Consider the following 16,403-nt stretch of genomic DNA (forward strand, 5'->3'; position numbering starts at 1 on the left):
ACAGATATATTGCATATCACCCCCCTATGCAAACACATATTTCAATTTTATTTTTCGCTAAATTCTTTTAAAAAGCTTTTACACTTCATATGCTTCTAACGGATTAGCACTAAGCAACGCCGAACGTAGCTTTTGCAAAGCCCGCGCTTCAATTTGCCGCACTCTCTCTTTAGAAATTCCCAACTTCTCACCCAGAACTTCTAAAGTAGCACTCTCTTCATTTAAGCGACGAAAACGAATAATTTCAAGTTCCCGTTCATTGAGAATCTCTAGAGCATCATAAAGCCATTGCATCCGGCGTTGGCTGTCAATTGCTTGCTCGATTAAAGCATCTGGAAGGGGGTTCTCATCCACGAGAGCATCCATTTTAGCAACAGAACCGTCGTTACTCTCAGAGATAGAAACACTCAATGAATTATCAGAACCAGAGAAACGGAAATCCATCGTTTCAACGTCACGAACTGAAACACCAAGCTTATCAGCAATCGTACGAAAAATATCTTGTTTTGTCAAAGCGCTATCATCTTGTACCAATTTAGCCCGCAACCGACGAAGGTTAAAGAAAAGGGCTTTTTGAGAAGAACTTGTTCCTCCTCTAACAATTGACCAATTTCTTAAAATATAATCTTGAATAGAAGCGCGTACCCACCATGTTGCGTAAGTTGAAAACCGAACCTCTCTGTCAGGCTCAAAACGTGCTGCAGCTTCTAGTAGCCCTACATATCCTTCTTGTACTAAATCTCCCAATGGCATTTTGAAACGTTTAAAGCGATTTGCAATCGCAATGACCAAACGCATATGAGCAGCTGCAATTTGATGCATAGCATCATCATCACGCTTATCTTTCCATCGCAGAGCTAAATCATACTCTTTTTGCCGCTCAAGATAAGGCGCTTGCATAGCAGAACGCATCATCTCACGTCCTAAGCTTTTGTCTGCATCGCCATAATTTTTGCCATTTTTATATACAGCACTTACAAGATTACTCATAATAACCCCTTGCGATTTTAATTACCAAACCGATTTGGTAACAACACACCACCGTTATCAAAAAAACTAAAAGTTGTTTATTTAGTACACACTACTTTAACGTGTATTTTTATAATCGCAATTGTTTTTTTACTGTAATCACAAAAATTACTACTTTAAGATGTAAATTTACTGGTGCAATGGGTATAATATGGGGAAATATTCTAAGAATTGTTGTAATAAATTTTTCTATTATCTTTTTCAAGAATAAACAAAAGATCAATATTATCAATAAATTAGTATTTTTTATTTAGCAATCATCCCATTTATCCTTTAAATCAGCAATATATTAAATAAATCGTATGCTCACAATTTTCTAACGCAACCTAAAAGTGTGTATGGTATAAAAAGCATTAAAATTGAAGAAAAAAGAAATAATTAAAGTTAAATTAGTCTAAACAAAACAAAATTGGTCTACAGAAGCGTCAAAAAAACAACAAGAGTGATTGAAGCAAGTAGAACAAACGTGCTAAAGGAGCAGCACAATTACTTAATTGTTACTTACTTGTCAGCAATAAGCTTTTACGGGTGCAATACTAAGAAAGAAAATGATCATGGATAGCAAGATTATTCAACAGAATGATATTCTTCAGGATGACGCTCTTATTGAAAAACATGGAAATGGTAAGTTTGAAGGTTTTCGTTTTTATCCCAACAAAAGCAGTACCGATCAAACAATTGATACGCAAAATTTAGCAAACGACGAAAATCTAATTCTTGCCTTTGTTAAACGTGCAACACGTTTTTGTGCTTCTGCAAATGGAGATTTTACACTCAGTTCTGATGGTATCGTACGCTGGACTGGTCAACCCGTAGGAAAATTGATCGCAACAGAAGAGTTTTTAAGCCCAAGAGCCATTCTTTTAGCGGATACACAATTAACGGGAGAAGCCCACGATAAAGTCGTCAAAAGATTAGAACGTTTCATCACTTTCCATTTTGAAACCGCTTTAAAACCATTGTTTGACTTACGCAATGCCGATAGCTTAACAGATTCAACAAAAGGCCTCGCCCAAAAACTCATAAACTCATTAGGAATCGTTCCTCGTCGAGAAGTCGCTGACACGGTCAAAAATCTTGACCAATTATCACGGGCGGTGCTGCGGCGGTTAGGTGTTCGGTTTGGTGCATTCCATATCTATGTTGCAGCAATGCTTAAACCGGCTCCCGTCCAAGCCATTATGCTTTTATGGAATCTTCAAAATGAAGGCCATGATCAAACAGGATTAAATGAGATTCTTGCCGCTTTGTCTGCTGGGCGAACCTCTTTAGTTGTTGATCCAGCTTACAACCCCCGATTTTATCAGCTAGCTGGTTACCGGATATTAGGCCGCCGTGCTGTTCGGGTTGATATTTTAGAGCGCCTTGCTAATCTTATTCGCTCTGCGGTTAACTGGAAACCAGGAACAGAACCAAAACCTGATGGAGCGTATGATGGAAAAAGCTTTTTTTCTACTCCCACAATGATGTCTATTCTTGGGGCCAATGGAACCGATATGGAAGAAATTCTTAAAGGCCTTGGATACCAATCACATCCTTGTAGCAGTGCTGTTTTTGATCAAAATCTTCTTCAAAGTAAATCCTCTATTCACATATATCCAATAGAAAAAAGCATTCCAGAAGCAGAATGTGTTGGCGACCAATGGCAAACAATAAATGCATCAAAAGTTACTGAAAAAGATAAAGCTTTACATAGTGTTATTGAGAAACAACCTAATTCTGCGAATTGTTTACCTTCCGCTGAGCCTGTAGGCAATTTTGCTAAACAAAAACACAATATCCCAGAAAATAAGGTTATTTTACTCTGGCGTTATAATCATCAAACTCATCATCACTCTCACAAAAACCGTGATAAGTCTGAACAAGGATGGAAAAATAAACACAAGAAAACCTTTAAAAGGGAGAGAAATGCCAATGAAAATACTCCCGCTAAAACTGAATCACGTGCCAATTATAAATCGAGCAAAAAAAACCATAAACATCTAAATAATAAATCATCTCAGAAAGAGAAACAGCTTAACCTTGATTCACCTTTTGCCAAACTAATGGAGTTGCGTAATCAACTTACAAAAAAATAATAAAGATGTGCCTACACACTTTCCTATAAAGATTACTAGAGTGAAAAATGGAGGTTGATCTTGGCCTATGTAGTCACCGACAATTGTATTGCCTGTAAATATACTGATTGTGTTGAAGTTTGTCCTGTTGATTGTTTTTATGAAGGTGAAAACATGCTTGTTATTCATCCGGATGAATGCATAGATTGTGGTGTATGCGAACCAGAGTGCCCAGCAGAAGCCATTAAACCAGATACAGAGCCAGGGTTAGAAAAATGGCAAGAACTTAATCTACATTATGCAACAAAATGGCCTAATTTAACTATTCGCAAAGACCCTCTTCCTCAAGCCAAAGAAATGGATGGCGTACCAAATAAATTAGACAAGTATTTTTCAGAAAGTCCAGGAAGTGGTGAATAATAATTGTATATTCATATACCATTCAAAACTTCAAATCTTGTTGTACAAAGATAAAAAATTCTAAGCGAAATGATTGATTTTTTTAATTCGTAGTGTTAATGTTGCTTTGAGACAATTATCTTTCTAAGTATTTTTTCTTTGCTTTTTAGTTATAAAGCGGGGTGTTTTTTTATATTTAAAAGTACTCAACTTTTATGCTCACTAGATTAATGTAATATACTTGGTCAAAGAATATTAAGCGTTTAGGCTTTTAGCTTGTTTTTTTGCGCATTTATTGGTCATAAAGGGAGTAAACTAAAATGGCATCCCAATATAGCACTTCTTCTTCTGATACTAAGGGATTTTCTACCCTTGAATATATTGTCTATCCTACCCACGGAGTAGGACAAATTATAGCAATCGAAGATCAAGAAGTTGCAGGACATAAATTAAAGCTTTTCGTTATTCACTTTGCTAAAGATAAAATGGATGTTAAAGTACCAGTTGCAAAAGCAATTTCTGTTGGAATGCGTAAACTATCTGCAGTTGGTTCTGTTGAGAGAGCATTAAAAATTTTGCAAGGCAAAGCACGTGTTAAACGAACCATGTGGTCGCGTCGCGCTCAAGAATATGATGCTAAAATCAATTCAGGAGATCTCATTTGTATTGCAGAAGTTGTGCGCGATCTTTTTCGTTCTGATATGCAGCCTGAGCAATCTTATTCTGAACGTCAGCTCTATACTGCTGCGCTTGAACGGATGGCTCGTGAAATTGCTGTTATCAATAGTCTTTCTGAAACAGAAACCATCAATCTCATAGAGATGCACCTTTCTAACAGATCGAAACGTGAATTTAAAACGGAAATAAAAGATTCTAGTGCAAACAGTAATTCTATTTGTGCAGCATAGTGAGCAATAAGAAGTATTCATCATAAGAAAAAACCAGTATATAACTGGTTTTTTCTAGTAATTCTTGTCATATAGAAGAACATTTATAAAAATCATCCAGGTTTTGCCTATAAAATAGGCCGATGAAATTAAGTTTAGCCTCTGTCATAAATTTTAATGCTGCTGAAATAAAATATCATCTAGTTATTAAAAACCTAATAAAGCGGCACGGATATCCTCCGCATCCCCTGCACAAAGATTCGCCAAGCTCCTTTAAAGGATCGCCTTACCATCTCTCAAAATAATAAATAACTCCATCAATAATTTGCATATATGGTCAAAAATTTAATACAAAAATAAAGACCAGATGTGAACTCACATGGAAAGAAATATACCTTCCCCTTGCAGCTGACACTGGTCTATGACACTGATGGAAAATATCTACCTGCTACTTTGCAAATAGATAAAAACTTTTAATCTTTAGCAGGCAAGACTGAACGCCCGCGATACATTCCAGTTTTTAAATTAATGTGATGAGGACGACGCAATTCACCAGAATCTTTATCCTCGATATAAGTCGGCGCCTTAAGGGAATCAGCCGAACGACGCATACCCCGTTTTGATGGAGAAGTTTTTCGTTTAGGTACAGCCATAAATAGACACTCCAAATACACTAGAAAAGATAGGTAGCATCAAAATGACACAGCCCTTATCAATAAACATCAGAAAACTCAACCTATTCTATACACTGATTAAACCCTTTTGACTAGACTCTCATTTAATTTTTTGTTTGTCTGCAATATAAACCTCTCTCCACCCTATATATATGAAACAATAAAAATTAAAGTCTGTGCAAATTGAGTAAAATAAGCAAAAATCATAGCTTTATGCTATAAACCTTAAAATTTGATTTTATAAAAGAACACAAGGGGAAGCAGAGATGCATGAATTTACTACCTTTCTTGCACAACATGCTCACAGTATTGAAGAACAACTTGATAAGCTGTTAAATAATAAAGTTCAAAATGGTGAAATCGCTCGCCCTGAAATATTGATTAAAGCTATGCGCCATGGCACCCTAAATGGCGGTAAACGACTACGCCCCTTTCTTGTTATTCAAAGTGCCGCACTTTTTGACATACCTGCCAAACACGCTCTCAATGTTGCAGTCGCTTTAGAATGTGTTCACTGTTACTCTCTTATTCATGATGATCTTCCTGCTATGGATAATGACACACTCCGCCGCGGACAACCAACAGTCCACGTAGCATTTGATGAAGCAACAGCAATTTTAGCAGGCAATGCTCTTTTAACATTTGCCTTTGAAATTATTGCACATAAAGCATGTGAACTTTCTTTTGAAACCAGAATAAATCTGATCACAGCTCTTGCGAAATCAGCAGGAGTCGGAGGAATGCTTGGTGGACAAATACTCGATCTTGAAGCTGAAAAGAAACCACAAGATATCAACAGCATTATTACTCTACAACGCATGAAAACAGCTGCTCTTATGAGCTTTGCGTGCCAAGCCGGAGCAATTATTGGCAATGCTTCCAATACACTGACCCAAACACTTTCTGATTTTGGTACACACATTGGCCTTGCATTTCAACTATCAGATGACCTTCTTGATGTCACTGCCAGCACTGCAGTTTTAGGCAAAACAGCAGGCAAAGACGCCGCATCACACAAAGCTACTTTTGTCGACATGTATGGTATTAAAGAAACACAAAAAAAACGAGATGAACTTATCGCTAAAGCAGAAGAACTGTTACTCCCTTTTGGAGAAAAAGCCAAAGCTCTCCACCAAGCTAGCCGTTTTATAGCTACACGTGAGAACTAAACCACTCTTCTATTTTCTTTCTCCCATCACGATAGATATCGTAAGGTTACAAAATATTTTTTTGTTTTACCCCTGTCCAAAACGCGTATGAATATAATCTCCCAATATTTTTTCAAATTCCTCCGCGATATGATCACCACGTAAGGTTTTTACCTTTTTTCCATCCACGAAAACGGGCGCTGCTGGACTTTCTCCTACCCCAGGTAATGATATCCCAATATCAGCATGCTTAGACTCCCCTGGCCCATTTACAATGCATCCCATCACTGCAACTTTCAACCCTTCAACACCAGGATATTTCTCACGCCACAATGGCATATTTTTATACAAATCCGATTCAATTTTTTGTGCCAATTGCTGAAAAACAGTCGAAGTCGTCCGACCACATCCAGGACAAGCAGCCACAACAGGCAAAAACTGTCTAAAGCCCATCACTTGCAAAAGTTCTTGACCAACTTTTACTTCCCTTGTCCGATCTCCGCCAGGCTCAGGTGTTAATGAAATCCGGATTGTATCTCCAATGCCCTGCTGCAATAAAATTCCTAAAGCGACAGAAGAAGCAACTATACCCTTTGTTCCCATCCCAGCTTCTGTCAATCCCAAATGGAGTGCATAATCACAACGCTCTGCCAAAGTGCTATAAACAGCGATGAGATCTTGTACGTTACTTACTTTAGCAGACAGAATAATTTTATCACGTCCCAGCCCTATTTCTTCAGCAAAGTAAGCAGACTTAAGAGCAGACTGAACAACAGCTTCACGCATCACTTCAGCTACAGATACAGGGCTCTTTTGCTTAGCATTCTCATCCATTAGTTGTGTCAACAACACATTATCAAGTGATCCCCAATTTACACCAATTCTAATAGGCTTATTATAGCGACAAGCAAACTCTATAATTTCTGCGAACTGACGATCTTTTTTTACACCAAAACCAACATTTCCGGGATTAATCCGATATTTTGCAAGTGCTTCAGCACATGCAGAATGCTCTGATAAAAGCTTGTGACCTATATAATGAAAGTCTCCTACCAAAGGAACAGCAATCCTTAATTGTTGCAATCGTTCCTGTATTTTAGGCACAGCAGCAGCAGCTTCATCACGGTCAACAGTTATCCGAACCAGTTGCGAACCCGCCCTCCAAAGAGCAGCGATTTGAGTAACTGTTGCAGCAATATCAGCAGTATCTGTATTTGTCATCGATTGAACAACAATTGGGCTATCTCCACCAACAACCACATTGCCAACCGTAACAGCGACAGATCGACGCCGTTTTAAAGGTTTAGATAAATAATACACTCTGCTTATAAAATCCTTCAATTCTTAAAAACTATGCACTCGAATTATTACTATAGCAACGCTTATCAAAGTAAAACCCGAAAAAAATTTATTAAAGAATTTCATTACTTAAGAAAAAATCTTTTATTTCCATTCCTGGTCAACACACGACACAATCAATGCAACCTTTCAATTTTAAAACCATTATACCAAAACCAAACATAATTCCAACTTCCATCAAACAGTATACGATATGAAGGAGTTTCAAGATGCGTCTATTTTCAACCCATTCTCAAAATGGTAAAATTAAAAAAGGCATTACACAATTTAAAAATGAAATCACCCCAAGAAGAAATTGGCATTTTCATAATAATCAACTTGATAATATATCTGACATGTTTAACAACTGGCTACAAAAAAGCTGCCACGCACTTTCTCACTTAGGTCAACATGGAATAGAACTGAAAAAAAAAGCAAAAGCAAACCCTAAAAAAACTATCGCATTGGCTACAAGTATCGCTTTAGCTGGTTTTTTATTAACACGTAAAAATTAAAATATTCCAATCACACAATATCTCTAATGTCTAAGCCCGCTTTGATGCGGGCACCTCCTATGCTTTTTAAATATCATAGGAGATATTCTCCTCTTTTTTGATCAAGACAAATAATTAAAACAGTATTGTAAAACATTCATCAAAACAAACCAAACAAAGTCTTCTAAAGTTAACACCCATTTACTATAAGCAAATGGCATAAAAACAAAATTAAACAAAATCAAAAACTTAACCTCCAAAAACGTGTTTAGAAGTATCTACATAAGTGACCACAGACATACCAGGAATGAGTTTTTCAGTATCGGCTTGCCCAGGATCTAAAACGATACGAACAGAAATACGTTGAGCAATTTTTATAAAATTACCGATTGCAGTATCTGTTTTTAACAATGCAAACTCTGACCCCGTTGCAGGCGCAAAACGATCAACTCTCCCTGTTAATTTTTTATTCTTTAACGCATCAACAGAAAAAATAACAGGTTGCCCAACACGCATCTGATAAAGTTGAGTTTCCTTATAATTTGCAATAACCCAAATATCATCAGAAATAACCGATACTAATTGTGTACCAGGTAAAACATACTGTCCAACTCTCGCACCAACTAACCCAACATGCCCTGTTCTAGGAGACAGAATTTTCGTATGCTTCAAATTAAGTTTAGCCAACTCAACGCCAACCTTTGCTCCATCAACTTCTGACTGTAAGCTTTGCCGTTCAAGACCCAATTGTTTTTGCAACTGGCGCTTTGTTTCAAGTGAAGCCAATAATTGCGAAAGAGGGCGAGAAGCACCATCAAAACCCTGTTTTTTTTGTCCAGAAAGAGCATTAGAAAATGTCTGAGAACGTGCTAATTCAATTTCTGCTATATTAATTTCTCCCTGCAAAATTTGATCCTGTAACACAATACTTGCAAGTTTTGCATTTTTTGAATCAAGAACAGCTTGGGCCTGAGCAAGTTGTTGTTTAAAGAGAGAATCATCGAGTTCAAAGAGCAGCATTCCCTGTTCAACTTTTTGATAATCTTGAACATAAATCCGTGCAACCACACCAGCAATCTGTGGACTAACGAAAGTAACATTCCCCTTAATTGAAGCATTATCTGTCATTTGAATCGCGCTAACAAAAGGAGGTAACTTCCAAGCCCATAAAATCAATAAAATACCAATAGCACCTGATAAGAGCGCAATAACTGTTCTATTTAGCCGAAATAATCTTATCACTTTTAATGCTTTGATCATTTTTACTCTCCTTTGTTAACATTACCTTGCTTTTTGAATGCTATCAAAGAACATGATTGCAGTAATATTTTTGCAAGAAAAATAACAAATACAACTGTTGCAATATAAAAATACAGGCGATAAACATCGTTATAAGCAAAGATATTTGCAGTTAACTTGAGTTTCTCAATGAGTTCAGCCAACCCGTATCCATCTTCCCCAAAACTATGTGGTACTGAAGCACCAGAAAGAGATGGAAATATGGTACTCATTTCACCTGAAACAAGAGGGTCTGTCACAACAATATTTTGCGTTAAACGCTCAAAATGCATGTGAGCAAAAAAAAGCTGTAAACTACCAAAAAATGCTGAACTCATTAACCCACCTGTCATCTGCGTCAGCAAAAAAATCGTAATAAAACTTAAAACATAACGAGGTCCTCGTTCACTAGAGACCATGAATCCTTTAAAAAGAGCCGGTGATAAAAAAAGCGTATAAGCAAAACCAATCAATCCTTGACTTAACATCATATCTTCCGGACGCGTTAACTGGCTCACATAACTGTCCAAATAAGATCCAAGAGCCAAACAGCTCAAGGAAGTCAGATAAAAATAATCCTCACGACCAGCACGTAAAAAAAAGACACAAATTCCTCCCCCTAAAATAATACCAAAAACAACAGCAAGATACATAGGCGCCATCTCGGAATTTAATAAGCCAAAAAGATTAAAAAATTGCGTTGCTAAATTTGAGTTTTCCAATAAAAGAACGCGAAAAACCAATAAGACGAGAACAGGCTGCAGCATTTCTCTACTAAAAAGCCAACGAAAATCAATTAATGGTTTTTCCCTATTAAATTCAATAATACTTGCAGTAACCAAGGACAAAATAACAACCACAAAACCCCAACCAATCCACGGAGCTTCATACCACCAATACATCGAGCCAACAGACATAATCACTGCATTCAACCCAAGACCAAGTGCAATGAGCCCATAACTTACCCAATCTAACTTCAATATAACTTTATTGCGTGCAACGGGAGTAAGGGGAAGAGCAAAGATGCACCCTAAACTAATAAGAACCAACCCCATTTCCAAAGCGGAAAGAGCGAAAAACCCACCATTTTCAAACAAATTAGGAGAAATTAAATGGGACAAAGGCGCTGCCAAATTTGCATTCATATAATTCAAACTAAGCCCAACAGTAAATTTTTTTGCCGGAGCAAAAGCCTCCATCATATAAAGCAGTGCAAGTGAAGCCAATGGTGCAGCAGCAATTCCAGCAAAAAAACGAATGATCAGCGCGGAACGCAAATCCGTTACAAATAACTGTAAAACACAGACCAATAAGAACCCAAGGATTGATAACTCAGCAAAAGCACGAAGACCAAAATGATAGCGAATTTTAATTAACATAATCGCAACACTTACATTTGGAGCCATATAGACAGCAACCAACCACGCAGTTTCAGCCATGGTTGCATGAAAATCTCCAGTAAGTTGTATAATGTTAGATTGAACAATATTCGCCCCTATCCCATAGGCCCATTGCAAAACAAAGGAGGCGCAAATATAAACAAAACACTTCAGTAAAGGTCCAGCGAAAATACTACCAGGATTAGGGAAAGGTCCTGTATTTTTAGCAGACACAACCGCACTATTTTTACCGCTCATGTCGCTTCTTCCTAAGTGACCTATTATTCTTTCATCAAAGTACCATCGATATCTGTCAATTGACACAAAAATTCTTCTACTTTTTTATTTTTCTCACTACATGTTTTCCCTTCCAACGATGCGCGAACTTGCAAAATTTTTTGTTCTAACAAATTAAGAGAAAGATGATCAACAGAAACGATTTTTTCAGCCAAAAGAAAACAACCTGAGGAAGAAATATCAGCGATACCTCCACACACAGCAAATAATTTCTCACCTGAAGAAGAAAGAACGCGAACACCCCCAAGTATAATGCTTGCCACTAAAGATGCATGATGAGCCATAACCGTTAGATTTCCTGAGGCCGAAGGAAGAACAACAGACGTCACCTGACCTGAAAAAATGAGCTTTTCAGGTGATACAAGCTCAAACAAAAAATGTTCTACTTTATTGTTTTCCACAGCGGCCTCCACACAAGCCCAATAAAAAAATCTCTTACGCTAAAATTTTCCTCTTATGAAGAGGCTTCTGCAATGAGTCGCTTTCCTTTTTCAATGGCTTCATCAATTGAACCAACCATATAAAAAGCCGCCTCTGGCAAATCATCATAATCACCAGCGCAAAGCCCTTTAAAGCCTTTAATTGTATCTTCTAAAGGAACAAGTTTTCCAGGTGAACCAGTAAAAGCTTCAGCCACATGGAAAGGTTGCGAAAGAAACCGCTCAATTTTACGTGCTCGCCCTACCAATAACTTATCATCTTCAGAAAGCTCATCCATACCAAGAATAGCAATAATATCCTGCAATGACCTGTAGCGCTGTAAAATGGTTTGCACCTGATTTGCAACAGTATAATGCTCTTCACCCACAATCAATGGATCTAACATGCGTGAAAATGAATCGAGCGGATCAACTGCTGGATAAATACCCTTTTCAGCGATTGAACGGGAAAGAACCGTTGTAGCATCCAAATGGGCAAAAGATGTTGCAGGTGCGGGATCAGTTAAATCATCAGCAGGAACATAAATAGCCTGAACGGAAGTAATAGACCCTGTCTTTGTACTGGTAATACGCTCTTGTAAAGCTCCCATATCCGTTGCCAAAGTTGGCTGATACCCCACAGCAGAAGGGATACGGCCTAAAAGGGCCGACACTTCAGCTCCCGCTTGCGTAAAACGGAAAATATTATCTACGAAGAACAAAACGTCTTGGCCTTCATCACGAAAACTTTCTGCAATAGTCAGCCCTGAAAGAGCGACACGTGCACGAGCTCCTGGCGGTTCATTCATTTGCCCATAAACAAGTGCACATTTTGACCCTTCTGTTGAACCATTATTGTCTTTTGGATTTACATTCACACGGCTTTCGATCATTTCATAATAAAGATCATTTCCTTCACGTGTGCGCTCTCCAACACCAGCAAACACGGAGTATCCCCCATGAGCCTTTGCAATATTATTGATAAGTTCCATAATTAAAACAGTTTTACCAACACCAGCGCCCCCAAATAATCCAACTTTACCCCCCTTAGAATAAGGCGCTAACAAATCAACCACTTTAATTCCAGTAACAAGGATTTCTGATGCTGTTGACTGTTCAACATATTGAGGAGCTTCCTGATGAATAGAACGCTTTTTTTCTGTAGGGATCGGCCCTACATTATCAACGGGTTCTCCAATCACATTCATAATACGACCAAGAGTTGCTTCTCCAACAGGAACACTAATCTGTGTTCCGGTATCAAAGACTTTTTGACCACGCATAAGGCCATCTGTCGTATCCATAGCAATAGTACGAACTGTATTCTCACCTAGATGCTGCGCAACTTCCAACACCAATCGATTACCCAAATTTTCTGTTTCTAATGCATTAAGAATATTTGGCAACTCACCTTCAAACTGCACATCAACGACCGCACCAATTACTTGCTTAATTTCACCGACTGAACCTTCTTTCTTCGTATCTTTGAGAGAAGTAGAAGAATCTTTTACGCCAACCTGAGATTTTGAAGCATTTTTTTTCGCACCCGAGCGAACCGTTACTTTTTTTTCTTCAGCTTTTGGTGTTCCTTTGCTTGACGTCACTGCTTTCACCATCAATCCTTACCTTTTCAATTTAAAGCGCCTCCGCGCCCGCAATAATTTCGATCAATTCCGTAGTGATCTGCGCCTGACGCTGACGATTGTAAGTCACCGTCAATTTATTAATCATTTCACCAGCATTACGCGATGCATTATCCATAGCACTCATTTTTGCACCCATTTCACCAGCGACATTTTCAAGCAAAGCCCGAAAAATTTGTGCTGAAATATTGCGCGGCACAAGCTTATCTAAAAGAAAAGCTTCATCAGGTTCATAATCATAAACCATTGAATGTAAAGCATCACTTTTTTCTTCTTTTGGAGAGATACCAACATTTTCAGCATTTTTTTTCAAAGAAACTGTCGGGATCAAGCAAAGAGCCGTTGGACGCTGATTAATCACAGAAACGAACTCAGAATAAAACAGCGAACACACATCGAATGCCCCTTTATGGAATAAATCAATGATACGCTGACTGATCATTTCCGCCTCTGCAAAAGAAATTCTCTTAACAGAGCGCAAATCAATATGATCAATCATAAGCTCTCTGTAATGACGCAGTAAAAGATCTGCTCCCTTTTTACCCACAGTTAAAATTTTAACTACTTTTCCCTCTGCAAGCAACGTTTCAATTTGCTCACGAGCACGACGCACAATCTGTACATTAAAAGCACCACACAAACCACGTTCAGCAGTACAAACCACTAAAAGATGCACATCATCTCGACCAGTTCCACGCATTAATAGGGGGGTATCAACTGCATCAACATCGGCTGCAACATTAGACAAAATCGCAGCCATTCTCTGAGCATAAGGTCGGGCAGATTCAGCAGCCTCTTGCGCACGGTATAACCTTGCCGCAGCAACCATCTGCATAGCTCTCGTAATTTTCTGTGTTGCTTTAACCGAGGCAATACGGTCTCTAAGATCCTTCAATGACGCCATTTAAGCATTCCATCAATTCATCACGAAAAATTTTTCGCATAAGTATTAAGGACAGCAATCAATTTCTCTTTAATTGCATCTGTTAACTGCTTTTGCTCAGCAATTTCCCGCAAGATATCTTGGTAGTCACTGCGTAAAAGAACCAAAAGGCCCTGCTCAAACCGACCAACATCGGAAACAGCCAACGCATCAAGATAACCATTCACACCAGCAAAGATAACAACCACCTGCTCTTCTGTTTTTAAAGGAGAAAATTGTGGCTGCTTCAAAAGCTCAGTCAAACGCGCACCACGATTTAAAAGATGTTGCGTTGCCGCATCCAAATCTGAACCAAATTGCGCAAAAGATGCCATTTCACGATATTGAGCCAATTCACCTTTAATTGAACCTGCAACTTGCTTCATCGCTTTAATTTGTGCGGCAGAACCAACACGTGATACAGAAAGACCAACATTCACAGCAGGACGAATTCCCTGATAAAACAAATTAGTTTCTAAAAAAATCTGCCCATCAGTGATCGAAATCACATTTGTGGGAATATAAGCAGAAACATCATTTGCTTGCGTTTCAATGACCGGCAAAGCCGTCAAAGACCCAGAACCATTCTCAGCATTAAGCTTTGCAGCACGTTCTAAGAGACGTGAATGAAGATAGAAAACATCTCCTGGATAAGCTTCACGACCAGGAGGACGACGAAGCAAGAGTGACATTTGACGATAAGCAACCGCTTGTTTTGAAAGATCATCATAACCAATTAAAGCGTGTTGACCATTATCACGAAAATACTCTCCCATCGCACAACCAGCGAGAGGTGCTATAAACTGCATTGGAGCAGGATCAGAAGCTGTAGCAGCTACAACAATTGAATATTCAAGCGCTCCACGCTCTTCCAAAACTTTAACAAAATGCGCAACTGTTGAACGTTTTTGACCAATAGCAACATAAATACAATACACTTTATCCTGATCGCTTCCAGCTCCTTTTTCATGAAAAGGCTTCTGATTTAAGAACGTATCAAGTAAAATCGCTGTTTTTCCTGTTTGACGGTCACCAATAACCAATTCACGCTGCCCACGTCCAATAGGAATAAGCGCATCAATAGCCTTCAGCCCTGTTGACATCGACTCATGCACTGACTGACGAGGAATAATCCCTGGAGCTTTAACATCAACACGGCGACGTTCTTCTGCCTTAATAGGCCCCTTACCGTCTATGGGATTTCCCAAGGCATCAACAACACGACCAAGAAGCCCTGGACCCACAGGAACATCTACAATGGCGCCCAATCTTTTGACACAATCGCCTTCGCGAATATCACGATCCGAACCAAAAATCACAACACCGACATTATCGACTTCTAGGTTCAAAGCCATACCGCGTACGCCATTTGAAAAAGAAACCATCTCACCTGCCTGGACATTATCCAGACCATAAACGCGAGCAATACCATCACCCACAGATAAAACCCAACCAATTTCCGAAACCTCAGCCTTTTGATCAAAGTTTCTGATTTTTTCTTTTAAAATTTGTGAAATTTCAGACGGTCTAATATCCATCAGCTGACCTCTTTTTTCAATGCAAGCTTAAGCGAAGATAATTGCGCCACAAGAGACGTATCAATCTGAAATGACCCTAAGCGAACAATCAGTCCACCAAGAATGTTCGGATCAACAGAAATACATAACAAAACTTTTCCCTCAACCACACCTTCCAAAGCCACACGCAATTCCTCTTCTTGATTGGGACTTAATGCACGCGCAGAAATAATCTGCGCAGGAATCTCCCGACGAGACAAAGCAATACGACGCTGAAAAGCATGTAAAATACCAGACAAAGCACAAAGACGACGATTTACAGCAATAACACACAAAAAATTGCGTATAACCCGCTCAGTATCTTCATCAGCAAACTCAAGACTGTCGCAAATAGAATGTATCACATCAACCTGCTCTTTCACTGAAGAGAATGGGTTTTGTACAAAGCGCTTTAGATCCTCATCGTGATCCAACATAGTCAAGAAAAGTTCTACTGCTTTTTCAATATCTTCAGCAAGCTTATCTTCTTGTACTAAATCAAACAGCGCCTGTGCGTAGCGTTGATCTACCAACGGCAGCGGTATAAGAGAAAATGAACCTGACACGGAATACCGCCTCTTTTCCTTGAGCGACTCTCTGATAATCATCAGATAAAACGAATTAAACGTCCAACGTTTTAAGAATTTTATTCTTAAAACCCAGAACAGAAAACTTTATAGCTTCTAGCATAGACGCGATTGACTCGCAACACCGCAAATCGATGCTTTCCCAAAATTATAATAAAAATTTTAAATACCCTTAAAAATGATAGCTCAGAATATAAATCAACACCACCATTTTTCTGTTTCTTCCCTTTTGATCCTTACCGATAAATTTTCAATATTCCCTACAAATGATCTGGGAATGAGTGATAATATCTCTT

General features: G+C 38.5%; 15 protein-coding genes. 5 read left to right on the plus strand and 10 right to left on the minus strand.

What is annotated here, in order from left to right:
- Positions 1-78: 78 nt before the first annotated feature.
- Positions 79-990 carry an RNA polymerase factor sigma-32 gene (locus V5N68_RS03410; protein WP_332065777.1) on the minus strand — a complete coding sequence of 304 codons (912 nt, stop codon included), beginning with the start codon at positions 988-990 and terminating at the stop codon, positions 79-81.
- 593 nt (positions 991-1,583) lie between these two features.
- Between V5N68_RS03410 and V5N68_RS03415 the strand changes: the two genes are divergently transcribed.
- From V5N68_RS03415 to V5N68_RS03425, 3 genes are all read left to right on the plus strand, one after another.
- Positions 1,584-3,107 carry a hypothetical protein gene (locus V5N68_RS03415; protein ID WP_332065778.1) on the plus strand — a complete coding sequence of 508 codons (1,524 nt, stop codon included), beginning with the start codon at positions 1,584-1,586 and terminating at the stop codon, positions 3,105-3,107.
- Between the two features lie 60 nt (positions 3,108-3,167).
- Entirely contained in the window at positions 3,168-3,506 is a 339-nt protein-coding gene (fdxA, locus tag V5N68_RS03420) for a ferredoxin FdxA (RefSeq protein WP_332065779.1), read from the plus strand.
- A 299-nt stretch (positions 3,507-3,805) separates the two neighbouring features.
- The gene (locus tag V5N68_RS03425; RefSeq protein ID WP_332065780.1) at positions 3,806-4,393 is read left to right on the plus strand and encodes a CarD family transcriptional regulator; all 588 of its coding nucleotides are present in this window, start codon (positions 3,806-3,808) and stop codon (positions 4,391-4,393) included.
- A gap of 452 nt (positions 4,394-4,845) precedes the next feature.
- On the opposite strand, the gene rpmF is transcribed toward V5N68_RS03425, so the two are convergent.
- Positions 4,846-5,025 (minus strand): 50S ribosomal protein L32, encoded by a 180-nt coding sequence (rpmF, locus tag V5N68_RS03430; RefSeq protein WP_332065781.1) that lies wholly within the window; start codon positions 5,023-5,025, stop codon positions 4,846-4,848.
- Positions 5,026-5,312: 287 nt separating this feature from the next.
- Between rpmF and V5N68_RS03435 the strand changes: the two genes are divergently transcribed.
- Positions 5,313-6,215 (plus strand): polyprenyl synthetase family protein, encoded by a 903-nt coding sequence (locus tag V5N68_RS03435; RefSeq protein WP_332065782.1) that lies wholly within the window; start codon positions 5,313-5,315, stop codon positions 6,213-6,215.
- Between the two features lie 66 nt (positions 6,216-6,281).
- Here V5N68_RS03435 and ispG read toward each other — a convergent pair whose 3' ends face one another.
- Positions 6,282-7,523, minus strand: coding sequence for a flavodoxin-dependent (E)-4-hydroxy-3-methylbut-2-enyl-diphosphate synthase (gene ispG, locus V5N68_RS03440; protein WP_332065824.1), 1,242 nt, complete (start codon positions 7,521-7,523; stop codon positions 6,282-6,284).
- Between the two features lie 239 nt (positions 7,524-7,762).
- Here ispG and V5N68_RS03445 point away from each other — a divergent pair, with 239 nt between their 5' ends.
- Positions 7,763-8,047, plus strand: a complete 285-nt coding sequence (locus V5N68_RS03445; RefSeq protein ID WP_332065783.1) for a hypothetical protein — start codon at positions 7,763-7,765, stop codon at positions 8,045-8,047.
- 228 nt (positions 8,048-8,275) lie between these two features.
- On the opposite strand, the gene V5N68_RS03450 is transcribed toward V5N68_RS03445, so the two are convergent.
- Genes V5N68_RS03450 through atpH form a run of 7 tightly spaced genes read right to left on the minus strand, consistent with a single transcriptional unit; the run spans position 8,276 to position 16,086 of the window.
- Entirely contained in the window at positions 8,276-9,286 is a 1,011-nt protein-coding gene (locus tag V5N68_RS03450) for an HlyD family secretion protein (RefSeq protein WP_332065784.1), read from the minus strand.
- A gap of 2 nt (positions 9,287-9,288) precedes the next feature.
- Positions 9,289-10,941, minus strand: coding sequence for an MFS transporter (locus V5N68_RS03455; RefSeq protein WP_332065785.1), 1,653 nt, complete (start codon positions 10,939-10,941; stop codon positions 9,289-9,291).
- A gap of 23 nt (positions 10,942-10,964) precedes the next feature.
- Entirely contained in the window at positions 10,965-11,381 is a 417-nt protein-coding gene (locus V5N68_RS03460) for a F0F1 ATP synthase subunit delta/epsilon (RefSeq protein WP_332065786.1), read from the minus strand.
- Between the two features lie 53 nt (positions 11,382-11,434).
- Positions 11,435-13,015, minus strand: coding sequence for a F0F1 ATP synthase subunit beta (atpD, locus tag V5N68_RS03465; RefSeq protein WP_332065787.1), 1,581 nt, complete (start codon positions 13,013-13,015; stop codon positions 11,435-11,437).
- Between the two features lie 19 nt (positions 13,016-13,034).
- Complete coding sequence (locus V5N68_RS03470; RefSeq protein WP_332065788.1) at positions 13,035-13,946, minus strand: F0F1 ATP synthase subunit gamma; 912 nt, start codon at positions 13,944-13,946, stop codon at positions 13,035-13,037.
- A gap of 20 nt (positions 13,947-13,966) precedes the next feature.
- Positions 13,967-15,502, minus strand: a complete 1,536-nt coding sequence (atpA, locus tag V5N68_RS03475) for a F0F1 ATP synthase subunit alpha (RefSeq protein WP_332065789.1) — start codon at positions 15,500-15,502, stop codon at positions 13,967-13,969.
- Positions 15,502-16,086, minus strand: coding sequence for an ATP synthase F1 subunit delta (gene atpH / locus V5N68_RS03480; protein ID WP_332065790.1), 585 nt, complete (start codon positions 16,084-16,086; stop codon positions 15,502-15,504). The genes atpA and atpH overlap by 1 nt, the downstream gene beginning before the upstream one ends.
- Positions 16,087-16,403: the final 317 nt, after the last annotated feature.

It is taken from the genome of Bartonella eidoli (assembly GCF_036576145.1).
Lineage (GTDB): Bacteria > Pseudomonadota > Alphaproteobacteria > Rhizobiales > Rhizobiaceae > Bartonella.

Bases quoted from the DNA above. Each gene is read 5' to 3' on its own strand.
- V5N68_RS03410 (WP_332065777.1), bottom strand. From the start codon at position 990: ATGAGTAATCTTGTAAGTGCTGTATATAAAAATGGCAAAAATTATGGC.
- V5N68_RS03415 (WP_332065778.1), top strand. From the start codon at position 1,584: ATGGATAGCAAGATTATTCAACAGAATGATATTCTTCAGGATGACGCT.
- V5N68_RS03425 (WP_332065780.1), top strand. From the start codon at position 3,806: ATGGCATCCCAATATAGCACTTCTTCTTCTGATACTAAGGGATTTTCT.
- rpmF (WP_332065781.1), bottom strand. From the start codon at position 5,025: ATGGCTGTACCTAAACGAAAAACTTCTCCATCAAAACGGGGTATGCGT.
- V5N68_RS03435 (WP_332065782.1), top strand. From the start codon at position 5,313: ATGCATGAATTTACTACCTTTCTTGCACAACATGCTCACAGTATTGAA.
- V5N68_RS03445 (WP_332065783.1), top strand. From the start codon at position 7,763: ATGCGTCTATTTTCAACCCATTCTCAAAATGGTAAAATTAAAAAAGGC.
- V5N68_RS03450 (WP_332065784.1), bottom strand. From the start codon at position 9,286: ATGATCAAAGCATTAAAAGTGATAAGATTATTTCGGCTAAATAGAACA.
- V5N68_RS03455 (WP_332065785.1), bottom strand. From the start codon at position 10,941: ATGAGCGGTAAAAATAGTGCGGTTGTGTCTGCTAAAAATACAGGACCT.
- atpD (WP_332065787.1), bottom strand. From the start codon at position 13,015: ATGGTGAAAGCAGTGACGTCAAGCAAAGGAACACCAAAAGCTGAAGAA.
- V5N68_RS03470 (WP_332065788.1), bottom strand. From the start codon at position 13,946: ATGGCGTCATTGAAGGATCTTAGAGACCGTATTGCCTCGGTTAAAGCA.
- atpA (WP_332065789.1), bottom strand. From the start codon at position 15,502: ATGGATATTAGACCGTCTGAAATTTCACAAATTTTAAAAGAAAAAATC.